This window comes from Dickeya parazeae Ech586, assembly GCF_000025065.1.
Lineage (GTDB): Bacteria > Pseudomonadota > Gammaproteobacteria > Enterobacterales > Enterobacteriaceae > Dickeya > Dickeya zeae.
Window position 1 is genome coordinate 3,608,346 of sequence record NC_013592.1, and the last position, 12,818, is coordinate 3,621,163.

Genomic DNA, 12,818 nt, shown 5'->3' on the forward strand with positions numbered 1-12,818 from the left:
CAAGCACACACTGCGATTTTATCAGCAAAAACCCCACCATCTCAGGATGGTGGGGTTTTATGAAGGCCTATTACTGACTACTGACGGATATCGTTCGCCTGGCGCAACAGTGTGCGACTTTCAGCCATGAATCGCCGGGAATAATCGCCGAACCAATGTTCAACCTTCTCAAAACTGCGGACAAATGCCTCCTTGTCCCCCGCCTCCAGCAACGAAATCGCTTCACCAAAACGCTGGTAGTAGCGTTTGATCAACGCAAGATTATTGCCCGAAGACATGATGATGTCGGCATAGAGTTGCGGGTCTTGTGCAAACAAGCGCCCCACCATCGCCAGTTCAAGGCGGTATATTGGCGAAGAGAGTGCCAGCAATTGTTCCAGTTGCACATTTTCTTCTGCCAGATGAAGCCCATAGGCAAAGGTCGCGAAATGGCGCAACGCCTGAATGAACGCCATGTTCTGGTCATGCTCTACTGCACTGGTGCGATGTAACCGGGCTCCCCATACCTGAATTTGCTCCAGCAACCATTGATAGGCTTCAGGTTGACGCCCATCGCAATACACAACAACCTGTTTAGCCAGGCTACCTGTATCTGGACCAAACATGGGGTGCAGCCCCAGAACCGGACCATGATGTGCCGCCAACATCGCCTGCAGAGGCCCATTTTTAACCGAAGCCAGATCAACCAGAATACAATCATCAGGTAGTCGGGGAAGACGAGCAATAACCTGTTCAGTCACATGGATCGGAACGCTCACAATAACCATGCCAGCATCGGCCAGCAGGGCTTGTGCCTGTGGCCAATCTTCTTGCTCCAGAATACGAACCTGATAGCCAGACAGCGTCAACATTCTGTCAAACAGACGCCCCATCTGCCCACGCCCCCCAACGATCACAATCGGTCGCAGCGACGGAGAAAGTGTTTTAAACCCTTTGTCATTCTCACTGGCATAGGACTCTCGCATCACCCGACGTAGAACATCTTCAATCAAATCAGGAGGAACACCTAACGTTTCGGCTTCTTTACGTCGTGAACTCAGCATTGCTGCTTCCCGATCAGGTGCATAAATTGGCAAACCATAACGACTTTTCACCTCGCCGACTTCCGCCACCAGGCGCAACCGGCGCGACAACAACGCCAATAATGCTTTATCTACCTCATCTATCTGATCACGCAATGCGGTCAGTTCAGCGACCATCTTGTTCTTCTCCTTACTGATTGGCGCTTATCACACCCAGTTCCTTATGAACCGAGCGCAACAATGTTTCTGTGCTTTCCCAACTGATGCAGGCATCAGTCACCGACACACCATAGCGCATGTTCGCTCGCGGTTGCTCAGATGACTGATTACCTTCGTGGATGTGGCTTTCCAACATCAACCCGATGATAGAACGGTTGCCTGACTTGAGCTGTTCAATCACGGATTCCACCACCAGCGGCTGCCGACGGTAATCCTTGTTAGAGTTACCGTGGCTACAATCTATCATCAGCGCCGGATTCAGTCCCGCATCGCGCATCTGTTTTTCACATTCAGCAACGTCTTCTGCACTGTAATTCGGCGTTTTACCGCCGCGCAGGATTACGTGCCCATCCGGGTTACCTTGCGTTTGCAACAGACACACCTGCCCACTCTGGTTGATACCAACAAAACGGTGTGGCATTGAAGCAGCCTTCATCGCATTGATAGCAGTCCCCAGGCTACCATCTGTACCGTTCTTGAACCCGACAGGCATAGACAGACCGGATGCCATTTCACGATGCGTTTGGGATTCGGTGGTTCTGGCGCCGATCGCCGACCAACTAAATAGATCACCCAAATATTGCGGGCTATTGGGATCCAATGCTTCGGTCGCCAGCGGCAACCCCATATTGACCAGTTTCAGCAACAGGTCACGGGCGATATGTAACCCCGCCTCCATATCAAAGGAACCATCCATGTAAGGATCATTGATAAGCCCCTTCCAGCCAACGGTAGTACGAGGTTTTTCAAAATAGACACGCATCACGATATACAGCCGATCGCTCAATTCGGCTGATAAAGATTGCAAACGACGGGCATATTCCAGTGCGGCATCCGTATCATGAATAGAACAAGGACCACACACCACCAGCAGACGCTTATCATTGCCATGAATAATGTCAGCGATGGTTTTACGCGCTTGCGCTATCGCCAGTTGTTCCGGCTCGTTAAGCGGGAATTTGGCTTTCAGCTCGTCAGGCGTGATAAGAATCTGTTCGGCGCTGATATGGATATTATTGAGCGTGTCTTTTTGCATGATGGTGATCCTGTTTATTCCTTTGGTATGAGGGGAGCGGTCGTCATTATCAGTAACAGATCCACACCTTATCATACAGGCCGTAAACACCACAAGCCAAAAGTGTAAAGTTAAAGTTACTAGTGGAAAATCATACATGCATCACGAAGCAGGTAATGCGGGTTAACAGAATACGTTGTCACTAAAACCAACCAAGGATGAAGGAACATACCTGGATTATTTCTTTTTTACCAAAAAATGAAAAAAAACACCGAAAAAACAAAATAATATAAATACATGAAAGGTCAAATACGCTATTTCCACTAACAACGATGAATGAGCGTGTTTGGTTTACTGGACATATTGTCGAAGATTATTGGTTGAAACTGGTCGGCACACACAAATCACAACCGTAAATAATTCTATACACACCGGGTTATTTACGCCATCAACACCCCCCACTCGCTTTTAGCACCATGGCTGAAAGGGACGTTCAGGTGTTCAATCTGACAGCAAAAAGCCGCGATAAGGGCTGCGAATAGCCGTTCTCTATCTGAAATCATTAAAGGAAAAACAGGGAATTGCGTAATATTAGTGGTATTCATCTATCCAGCAGCAAACAGTACGGGTTCAATCATGAGAAACGGTATGGTACTAGCAGGGTTATTGCTTCTTGCCGGCTGTCAGCCCCCTCCATCAACGTCACCGACTAAAAACGGGCATGGCTTCTGGTACGAGGCTGGGTATAACGACGCAAGTAGTGGGTTGATCGTCAAGGATAACGAAACACTGTCAGAATGGTTTGGTAACCCAGATGTTGATCGTCATGCTTATCTGGATGGATATCAGGCCGGTCAGAACGCCTGGTGCAATACCAGTAACGTTGAAACCTGGGGGCGAGCGGGCAAGCCCTTTCCTGCCAGTTGTGACGGGGCCAATGACGTAGAAACGTTAAAAAAAGTCTGGCAGCATGCGGCAGATAGCCTTCCACTCGCCATCGGCTCTGCACACTAACGCAAGCACCTCGCATAACACCTTGTTATAGAAAAAGTTATTCCATCGGAATTATAGCCCCCTTGGGTTACGCCGAGGGGGATCTGGATATACAGCCTGTTTGATGAGCACATCATCAGGCTTTCAGATAAATCGCCTCCCCACAAAAACAAACCATATTTATAATAACGCTTATAAATAATAACCAAACACAATAAAAACCCGCACAAAATGGAAGTAAACACACGTTTACCTTGTCTTGCCATCATTGCTCTGGCTGAACCTCCACCGCATTTATGCACGCAATAAGCTGGCAAACAGGATCTGATTATGAAAAACACGTCGCTATATTCTGGTCAAGGGCAACTGCTGTCACATCAATTACATACAAAGGATGATCTCGACGCGACGCTTAATTCAGTCAAAATCAGGCTACAAGAGGCAGGGGATCTTCCCGGCGCTACAGTAGAAGAGCAAGTCGCGCTCGCCGAAGAGCTATCGACATTCGATTTGGGTTGTTTCTTACTGGCGCACAGGGGATTGAATGCCTACTGGACTCATCATCTGGTCACCTACTCATCCAGCAGCGTAACGCTCCCTTCTCATAGTGATCTGGAACGATTGATCTATGAACGGTTACCGGCCGTACTCGCCACCCGTGAACGGTTTAGCATTTTCCGCCAGCAGTTGCAGTCACGGCTACATGATGGAATGGTTCTGGCCTCGGTCCCTTGTGGGCTGATGGGTGATTTACTGTTGCTGGACTATTCTCACCATCAGAATGTACGGTTAATCGGCGTAGATTTGGATCATCAGGCGCTGGAAGCAGCGGATTCACTAGCGAGACAACAGCATTGTGATAATCACATTACATTGTTGCAGAGTGATGCCTGGTCATTACAACTCCCTGAGCCGGTAGATATTCTCACCAGCAACGGACTCAACGTGTATGAGCAGGATGATGAACGAGTCACCGATCTTTATCGCGCATTCAATCACGCGCTAAAACCTGGCGGTATACTGATCACCAGTTTTCTGACACCGCCCCCGGTGTTGTCGTCGGAATCGCCCTGGAAAGTCACGGAGGAAGAGCAGCGCTTACTTCCCTTACAACATTTGCTGTTCTCACGCATTCTGGAAGCAAAGTGGACGGCATTTCGTACCCACCGTCAGACACAACGCCAGTTGGAAAACGCCGGGTTTCACGACATACGCTTTGTCGATGACCGCATGTCTATATACCCTACCGTTATCGCCCGGAAAATGGAAAGCGCGGCATAGCACAGAGAAAGCACCAAAGAAAAAGGGGTGGCAAATGCCACCCCTTATCGCTTTCGGATGTTGCGAAAGCGGATGCTTAGTTAAGACGCTCTTTGATACGAGCAGACTTACCAGCACGCTCACGCAGGTAGTACAGTTTGGCTTTACGCACAGCACCACGACGTTTAACGGTAATGCTATCCACTACCGGAGAGTGCGTCTGGAATACGCGCTCTACGCCTTCGCCGTTGGAAATCTTGCGAACAGTGAATGCAGAATGCAGACCGCGGTTACGAATTGCGATAACCACGCCCTCGAATGCCTGCAGACGTTTTTTAGAACCTTCAACGACCCATACCTTAACTTCCACGGTGTCACCCGGACGGAATGCAGGTACGTCTTGCTTCATCTGCTCTTGTTCAAGCTGCTTGATAATATTGCTCATAATATGTCTCTTACCCTAGGTAAACTGATATTTGGGTTCGCCCGGCACTGCCGCAACGCCCCCCTAATACTCATTGTTGTTCGGACTGATATTCCCGTTGAAATTCAGTCAACAACGTTGCTTGCTCGTCAGTCAGAGCTAGGCTTTTCAGAAGTTCAGGTCTTCTAAGCCAGGTTCGGCCCAGCGACTGCTTCAAACGCCAGCGGCGTATTTCAGCATGATTGCCCGACAGCAACACCGCCGGTACATCCATACCTTCCAACACTTCAGGACGGGTATAATGGGGACAATCCAGCAATCCATCGGCGAAAGAATCTTCTTGTGCCGATGCCTCATGACCCAGAACACCGGGAATAAACCGGGCGACCGAATCAATCAGCGTCATTGCTGGCAGTTCGCCACCACTGAGAACGTAGTCACCGATTGACCATTCTTCGTCAATTTCGGTTTGAATGACTCGCTCATCAATGCCCTCGTACCTTCCACAAACCAGAATCATCTTCTGGTGTGCGGCGAGTTGACGTACGCCTTGCTGATCCAGTTTGCGACCCTGCGGTGACAGATAAATCACCCGAGCCCCTTCGCCTGCCGCTGCTTTCGCTGCATGGATGGCATCCCGCAAAGGTTGCACCATCATCAACATACCGGGGCCACCGCCATAAGGGCGATCGTCCACAGTACGGTGTCGATCGTAAGTGAAGTCTCGAGGACTCCAGTACTGTACGCTCAGCAGGCCATTTTTAACTGCCCGGCCAGTAACTCCATAATCAGTAATGGCGCGGAACATCTCAGGAAACAGGCTAATCACCCCAATCCACATAGTACCGTTCCACTCATTGACTGCAGACTCTATAGAGTTCAAAAACCAGGATCCCAGTCTACTTCAATACGATGCGTAGACAGGTCAACATGCTTGATAACCTGTTCAGTCAGAAACGGAATCAACCGTTCCTTGACTCCGTAAGCATCTTTCAGGTTGGCTCTCACTACCAAAACGTCATTAGAACCGGTTTCCATCATATCGATGACTTTTCCCAGTTCGTAGCCACCTACGGTGACAACGTCGCAGCCAATAAGATCCTTCCAGTAATAATCCCCCTCATCCAGTTCAGGCAATTGAGCCGAATCCACGACAATTTCACAATTGGTCAGTAAATTCGCTGCCTCCCGATCGTCAATATCTTTAATCTTGATGACCAGGTCCTGATTATGGTGCCGCCAGCTCTCGATCTCGATCGGTTGCCACAGCCCCTTATTCCGGATGAACCAAGGTTGATAATCAAAAATGCTTTCGGTGTCTTCGGTGGATGAAAACACTCTGAGCCAACCTTTAATGCCGTACGTCGACCCCAATTTTCCCAATACGACCGGGTTAACCGGGGCTTTCGGGCTGAGTTGCTTGCTCATTACCACCACCGCAACAGATTATGCTGCTTTTTTCGCGTCTTTGATCAGCGCAGAAACGCGATCAGAAACGGTAGCGCCCTGGCCAACCCAGTGCTCGATACGGTCAAGATCCAGACGCAGAGCTTCTGCTTTACCGGTAGCGATCGGGTTGAAGAAACCTACGCGCTCAATGAAACGACCGTCGCGCGCATTGCGGCTATCGGTCACAACGACTTGATAGAACGGGCGTTTTTTAGCGCCGCCACGTGCCAAACGAATTGTTACCATAACATCCTCTTTAGTTAATAAAACAGCCGGGCCCCATCGAGGAACGGGGCCCAGTGTCATATAAAAAGCCCGAAGATTTTACTCATTTTGGTGCAAAAAGCAATCTAAACCATGCGTTCGCACCATCGGCTTTATCTGTCGGGGTCATACGATCCGACTCAACGGCCCGGAAAGCCCGGCGGCATCATACCTTTCATGCCACGCATCATCTTGGCCAAACCGCCATTCTTCATCTTTTTCATCATGCGCTGCATATCGTCAAACTGTTTCAGCAGACGGTTAACGTCCTGCACCTGCATGCCGGATCCCATTGCAATGCGACGCTTACGCGAGCCTTTAATGATTTCCGGTTTGGCACGCTCTTGTTGCGTCATGGAGTTGATAATAGCCTCCATCCGCACCAGTACCTTGTCATCCATCTGCGATTTTACATTATCTGGAATCTGCCCCATGCCCGGCAGCTTGCTCATCATGCTGGCCATGCCGCCCATGTTGCGCATCTGCTTGAGTTGGTCCAGAAAATCGGTCAGGTCAAAGCCATCACCTTTTTTCAGTTTTTTGGCCAGCTTTTCCGCCTGAGAGCGATCAACCTTGCTTTCTAACTCTTCGATTAACGAGAGTACATCGCCCATCCCCAGAATACGGGAGGCGATACGGTCGGGGTAAAAAGGCTCCAGCGCGTCGGTCTTCTCGCCCACACCTAAGAACTTGATGGGCTTGCCAGTGATATGACGGATAGAAAGCGCTGCACCACCGCGGGCATCACCATCAATCTTGGTCAATATCACCCCAGTCAACGGCAACGCTTCATTGAAGGCTTTGGCGGTATTCGCTGCATCCTGCCCTGTCATCGCGTCAACAACGAACAGCGTTTCTACCGGGTTGATCGACGCGTGCACCTGCTTAATTTCGTCCATCATCGCGTCATCGACATGCAGACGACCGGCGGTATCCACTAGCAGTACATCATAGAACTTCAGTTTGGCATGCTGCAGGGCGCGATTAACGATATCGACGGGTTTTTCATTCGCATCAGAAGGAAAGAAATCAACACCAACGGTCTGTGCCAATGTTTCCAACTGTTTGATAGCTGCCGGGCGATACACGTCCGCCGAAACAACCAGAACTTTCTTCTTCTGCTTTTCACGCAGGAATTTACCCAGTTTAGCGACGCTGGTGGTTTTACCCGCCCCTTGCAGGCCGGCCATTAACACGACAGCCGGTGGTTGAGCCGCCAAATTGAGCGCCTGGTTGACTTCGCCCATGGCGGCCACCAGCTCGTTTTGCACAATTTTGACGAACTCCTGGCCCGGCGTCAGGCTCTTATTGACCTCATGGCCCACCGCCTGCTCTTTGACACGGTTAATGAAATCACGCACCACTGGCAGCGCCACATCCGCTTCCAGCAAGGCCATACGGACTTCACGCAACGTATCCTTGATATTGTCTTCCGTCAGCCGCCCACGGCCGCTGATATTGCGCAGAGTGCGCGATAGTCGATCGGTTAAATTTTCAAACATATCTCATGCTCAATGTGAAACTGGCCGCTACCGCGACGCGAATGGCGGTAAGTATAACACGAAAGCCAGACCAATCTGCGTGCAACGGCACGGATAACTGGTTGGTGGCGGTGTCGACTACGGCTATACTGACCTTTCATTTTACTTAGTTGATAGCGAATAACCCATTGCTATGTCTGTCTTCGCCATTGTAGCTTTAGCGACCTATTTCCTCAGTCTGGGATTGATTATTCCGAGTCTGGTGCGGAAAAACGGAGCCTACCGCCGTCTGGCCGTCGTCTCCGCCACGATCGCCCTGATCTGCCATGCAGTGGCCTTGTATCAGCGTATTTTCAACGTACAGGTTGGGCAAAACCTGAGCCTGCTCAATATGGGCTCACTAATAAGCCTGATTATCTGCACCGTGATGACTATCGTAGCGTCACGTAATCGTGGCTGGTTTTTGTTACCCATCGTCTACACCTTTGCCTTCATCAATCTGGCCTTTGCCAGTTTCATGCCCGGTGAATTTATTACCCATCTCGAAGCACAACCAGGCCTGATGGTACATATCGGTCTGGCGCTGTTTGCGTATGCCACGCTGATGATTGCCGCGTTGTATGCATTACAACTGGCACTGCTGGACTATATGCTGAAAACCAAGAGGCTGGGGTTTACCGCTGATATGCCACCGTTGCTGGGTATCGAACGAAAAATGTTCCACATTACCCAGATCGGTGTCATTCTGCTGACGCTCACGTTGTGTACCGGGCTTATCTACATGAATGATCTGCTCAGCAATAAAGAGAACCTGCATAAGGCGCTGTTCTCCTTGCTGGCATGGTTTGTCTATATTCTGCTGCTTTGGGGTCACTACCACGAAGGTTGGCGCGGACGCCGGGTTGTGTGGTTCAATCTTATTGGCGCATTACTCCTGACGCTTTCCTACTTTGGCAGCCGGGTCATCCAGAACTTTCTGGCGCACTGACGCTTGTGACCTACCGAAAACGGTGGGCGTAATGAGGCATAAAAAAAGAGAGCAATGCTCTCTTTTTTTACAACACGAGTTTACAACGCGAAGGATTCACATAGATCAGATATGCAACTCGGCCAGCTTGTCTTTCGGCAGCGCCAGATCGTCGTTCTTATTGACGATAACCCCCTGATCCAAAATATGACGCGCAATATCCTGTGCCTCGGTCAGAGAATGCATCTCATAGGTACCGCATTGATATTCGTTCAACTCAGGGATCTTACGTTGATCTGTAACCTTGAGCACATCCGCCATCGCCGCTTTCCAGGCATCAGCCACACGCTGCTCTTGCGGCGTACCAATCAGGCTCATGTAGAAACCGGTGCGACATCCCATTGGAGAGATATCGATAATTTCCACACCATCACCGTTCAGATGATCACGCATAAATCCAGCGAACAGGTGCTCCAGAGTATGGATACCGCGCTCCGGCATGATCTCATGGTTCGGGCGACAGAAACGTAAATCAAACACGGTAATCGTATCACCATGAGGGGTTGTCATGGTTTTAGCTACCCGAACGGCAGGTGCAGCCATACGAGTATGATCGACAGTAAAACTATCCAGTAATGGCATGTTGCCACCTCCTCATGAAAAATTTATTTCTCGTTTCCAGGAAACTTTTCTTACCGATACCAGTCATAGTATATGAAAGACGCGCATTTATTATCATCATCCCTATTATCAGAGATGTTTCTTTGGCCACCCGATGACAATCGGGTGGCGTTTTCTTTTCCAGACCTTACTGACCGGCCAGATAAGCGTCAAAGCTTAGCGTATCTTCCGACTCCAGTTGACGCTGATGCTGCCATGAGCGCTCACACTCTGAGGCAAACTGGGTTTCAGACAAAATTTCCAGCGGCTCTTGCAATAATTGCTCACGGTATTGAGCGGACAGTTGAAGGCCCACACCACCGCTCCCTTGCTCCAGCATCATCGCCAATATCCGCGCGGAGAAGGTCTTATCGGGATCATCGAATCCTTCCACCAGTTGGTCGCAGACCTGTCGATAGTACGGCTTAGACTGACCTTGATCCAACAGTTCCGCCACACGACGTAAATCAGCAAACAACGCACGCCCAACCTCAGCGATAGGTTGACGGGCCGTGTCACATCCCATCCCGATTGTTTGGCCCGGCTTACGCCCTTCCAGGATAACCTGATTCCAGTTTTTGCGTGTACAGAGCAATTCAGCCTCGCTCATTTCCGGCGCATCCGCCAGCGCGCACCAGATCAGGAACAGATCAAGGAACCGAACCTGCTCTTCGCTGACACCTGTCGCCGAGAACGGGTTGATGTCCAACGAACGCACTTCAATATACTCAATACCGCCACGCAGCAACGCGTCGGAAGGTGACTCTCCCGGACGGGTGACACGCTTGGGACGAATCGGGGCGTACAATTCATTTTCAATCTGCAATACGTTGGTATTCAGTTGCAGATAACGCCCCTCGTTCTTAAGACCAATATTGGCGTACTCTTGCGAAGGCGTTCGGATAGCTTTTTTCAGTGCCGATACATAGCCTTCGAGACTATTAAAGGTAATACCGAGATTGCTCTGCGACTTATTGGTATACCCCAGGTCGCTCAATCGCAATGATGTCGCATAAGGCAGATAGAGCATGCCTTTTGAACGCTCAAACGGCAGATGGGTTTCTTTCCCTTGCAGGAAAGAGGAACAAATAGCCGGAGAGGCCCCAAACAGATAGGGAATGACCCAACCAAAACGGTAGTAATTACGGATCAGTTGGAAATACCCGGCAGAAATCGCTTCCTTACCGCTGTCGACATCGGTAATCCCTTCACGGGCCTGCCAGAATGCTAATGGCAGCGAAAAGTTATAGTGCACACCGGAAATGGTCTGCATTAACGCGCCATAGCGATTCTTTAACCCTTCACGATACAGGGTTTTGAAGCGACCAATATTCGATGACCCGTATTGTGCCAGTTCAATGTCCTGCCCTGCCTCAATAAAGCAAGGCATGCTCAACGGCCACATACGCTCATCGCCCAGATGACGGGCAACATACCGATGGATATCACGCAAAAAGGCCAGAAGGTGATCAATATCCTTGTCAACCGGCGTTATGAACTCCAGCAGCGCCTCGGCAAAATCCGTCGTAATCCAGGGGTGAGTCAGCGCCGCCCCGAGTTTCTCTGGATGCCCTGTCGTCGCAAGATGCCCATTTGCCATCACACGCAATGTTTCACGCTCAATACCACGCTGGATCCCTATTACCGACTGAGGATGTTTTTCCAGCCAGGACAGCGCTTTTGATACGTCCGGGATCAAATCGACCTCCCGCTATGAAGATGTAGTTGTGTTAATAAGAATAATGGATGGTATATGGGGGCAACAATCATGATTACAACTCACCCGGCTCCCATCGTCCATTGCAGCGTCACACCAGCGATTATCAGGTAGCGCAACGTTTTTCCGATAAAAATACACATGACTGAGCCCACCCAGGGCATCCTCAGCCAGCCTGCCAGTACACACAATATATCGCCGACTATCGGCACCCAGCTAAATAATAATGCTGCCGTACCATAACGCTGCAGCCAACGACGCGCGGTCTCCAGCCCTTTTTGCGGTTTAAGCTCAGGAGCCAGACGCCCGATAATAATATTGGTGATACCACCGAGCGTATTACCGATAGAAGCAACCAGAATGAGCCATAACGGGCTAGCACTGTGGGTCGATAACAGTGAGATCAATACAACTTCTGAGCTGCCCGGCAACAGCGTTGCACTCAGAAAGCTACTCCAGAACAGGGAAAAGACTGCACAGAACTCACTCACAACGTTCTTACGTCAACGACCGCCATGCCAGCGCTGATTGCTGCCTGTACGCCAAAATCAGCATCCTCAAACACAACACAATGCGCAGGAGCAACCTGAATCAATGCCGCACACCGCAAAAACGTATCCGGAAAAGGCTTGTGTCGTTGCACATCGTCGGCCCCTACCAGCGCAGTAAAATAATCACGCAATCCCAGGTGGCGTAATAAACGCTCAGCCAGACCATGCGTACTGCCGGTCCCCACCGCCATCGGACGGCGGCCATGATATGCCTTGACAACCTCAATAAGTGGTAACGGTTGCACGGTATCCATCAGTATGGTTTCAGTCAGAGATGCCTTTTCCGCTGCCAGGACATGCGGATCAAGGTCTGATTGATGATGATGGAGAATAACCTCAGCAATACGCCAGGTCGGTGCCCCATTCAGTGCCGTCATCGCATCGTCGTCATAGCTCATACCATACTTCGCCAACACCTGTTGCCATGCGCGGCTATGGGTGGACTCTGTATCAAGGATGGTGCCATCCATGTCGAATATGAGGCCCTGATAGCGATCGTACATCATGATTCCGTACCTATCGAAAAGAGAGAACTACTTTAACGCAAAGTAAAAATATTGTCGCTTACTCAATAACCCCATTAAAAACAGTGAAATGGCTATGGCCAAGGGCATAAAGCCACATGCGTTTGATACGCGATATAAAAGAAGCAACGTCAGGGAGAAGAAAGAAGGTAAATCAAGAGATGGTGCATCCGGGAGGATTCGAACCTCCGACCGCTCGGTTCGTAGCCGAGTACTCTATCCAGCTGAGCTACGGATGCATTTCGGAAACTAATCAGATTCTACATTTTACA

Annotated in this window: 14 protein-coding genes and 1 tRNA gene; 3 read left to right on the forward strand and 12 right to left on the reverse strand. The window is 50.0% G+C overall.

The annotated features are described in order from the left end of the window. Nucleotides 1–77: 77 nt before the first annotated feature. On the reverse strand, nucleotides 78–1,199 hold the full coding sequence (gene tyrA / locus DD586_RS15720) for a bifunctional chorismate mutase/prephenate dehydrogenase (RefSeq protein WP_012885811.1): 1,122 nt from the start codon (nucleotides 1,197–1,199) through the stop codon (nucleotides 78–80). 13 nt (nucleotides 1,200–1,212) lie between these two features. Further along, complete coding sequence (locus tag DD586_RS15725; protein ID WP_012885812.1) at nucleotides 1,213–2,277, reverse strand: 3-deoxy-7-phosphoheptulonate synthase; 1,065 nt, start codon at nucleotides 2,275–2,277, stop codon at nucleotides 1,213–1,215. 627 nt (nucleotides 2,278–2,904) lie between these two features. On the opposite strand from DD586_RS15725, the gene DD586_RS15730 reads away from it, so the two are divergent. Then, a complete protein-coding gene (locus tag DD586_RS15730) occupies nucleotides 2,905–3,270 on the forward strand; it encodes a DUF2799 domain-containing protein (RefSeq protein ID WP_012885813.1) in 366 nt (121 codons plus the stop codon). A gap of 309 nt (nucleotides 3,271–3,579) precedes the next feature. Then, nucleotides 3,580–4,530, forward strand: coding sequence for an SAM-dependent methyltransferase (locus tag DD586_RS15735; protein ID WP_012885814.1), 951 nt, complete (start codon nucleotides 3,580–3,582; stop codon nucleotides 4,528–4,530). A gap of 76 nt (nucleotides 4,531–4,606) precedes the next feature. Here DD586_RS15735 and rplS read toward each other — a convergent pair whose 3' ends face one another. The 5 genes from rplS to ffh form a co-directional block, all read right to left on the reverse strand. Then, a complete protein-coding gene (gene rplS / locus DD586_RS15740) occupies nucleotides 4,607–4,954 on the reverse strand; it encodes a 50S ribosomal protein L19 (protein WP_012768745.1) in 348 nt (115 codons plus the stop codon). Between the two features lie 70 nt (nucleotides 4,955–5,024). Continuing rightward, nucleotides 5,025–5,774 carry a tRNA (guanosine(37)-N1)-methyltransferase TrmD gene (trmD, locus tag DD586_RS15745; RefSeq protein WP_012885815.1) on the reverse strand — a complete coding sequence of 250 codons (750 nt, stop codon included), beginning with the start codon at nucleotides 5,772–5,774 and terminating at the stop codon, nucleotides 5,025–5,027. Between the two features lie 38 nt (nucleotides 5,775–5,812). After that, on the reverse strand, nucleotides 5,813–6,361 hold the full coding sequence (gene rimM / locus DD586_RS15750) for a ribosome maturation factor RimM (protein ID WP_012885816.1): 549 nt from the start codon (nucleotides 6,359–6,361) through the stop codon (nucleotides 5,813–5,815). An 18-nt stretch (nucleotides 6,362–6,379) separates the two neighbouring features. Beyond that, entirely contained in the window at nucleotides 6,380–6,628 is a 249-nt protein-coding gene (gene rpsP / locus DD586_RS15755; RefSeq protein WP_012885817.1) for a 30S ribosomal protein S16, read from the reverse strand. 158 nt (nucleotides 6,629–6,786) lie between these two features. Then, the gene (gene ffh / locus DD586_RS15760) at nucleotides 6,787–8,148 is read right to left on the reverse strand and encodes a signal recognition particle protein (protein ID WP_012885818.1); all 1,362 of its coding nucleotides are present in this window, start codon (nucleotides 8,146–8,148) and stop codon (nucleotides 6,787–6,789) included. Nucleotides 8,149–8,320: 172 nt separating this feature from the next. On the opposite strand from ffh, the gene DD586_RS15765 reads away from it, so the two are divergent. Then, the gene (locus tag DD586_RS15765) at nucleotides 8,321–9,115 is read left to right on the forward strand and encodes a cytochrome C assembly family protein (RefSeq protein ID WP_012885819.1); all 795 of its coding nucleotides are present in this window, start codon (nucleotides 8,321–8,323) and stop codon (nucleotides 9,113–9,115) included. 105 nt (nucleotides 9,116–9,220) lie between these two features. Here DD586_RS15765 and luxS read toward each other — a convergent pair whose 3' ends face one another. The 5 genes from luxS to DD586_RS15790 form a co-directional block, all read right to left on the reverse strand. After that, a complete protein-coding gene (luxS, locus tag DD586_RS15770; RefSeq protein ID WP_012885820.1) occupies nucleotides 9,221–9,736 on the reverse strand; it encodes an S-ribosylhomocysteine lyase in 516 nt (171 codons plus the stop codon). A gap of 166 nt (nucleotides 9,737–9,902) precedes the next feature. Beyond that, complete coding sequence (gshA, locus tag DD586_RS15775; RefSeq protein ID WP_012885821.1) at nucleotides 9,903–11,453, reverse strand: glutamate--cysteine ligase; 1,551 nt, start codon at nucleotides 11,451–11,453, stop codon at nucleotides 9,903–9,905. Between the two features lie 80 nt (nucleotides 11,454–11,533). Continuing rightward, a complete protein-coding gene (locus DD586_RS15780) occupies nucleotides 11,534–11,962 on the reverse strand; it encodes a YqaA family protein (protein WP_012885822.1) in 429 nt (142 codons plus the stop codon). Next, nucleotides 11,959–12,525, reverse strand: a complete 567-nt coding sequence (yqaB, locus tag DD586_RS15785) for a fructose-1-phosphate/6-phosphogluconate phosphatase (RefSeq protein WP_041164563.1) — start codon at nucleotides 12,523–12,525, stop codon at nucleotides 11,959–11,961. Before yqaB ends, DD586_RS15780 begins: the two co-directional genes overlap by 4 nt. Before the next feature lie 183 nt (nucleotides 12,526–12,708). Further along, nucleotides 12,709–12,785 (reverse strand) — tRNA-Arg (locus DD586_RS15790). Between the last annotated feature and the right edge of the window lie 33 nt (nucleotides 12,786–12,818).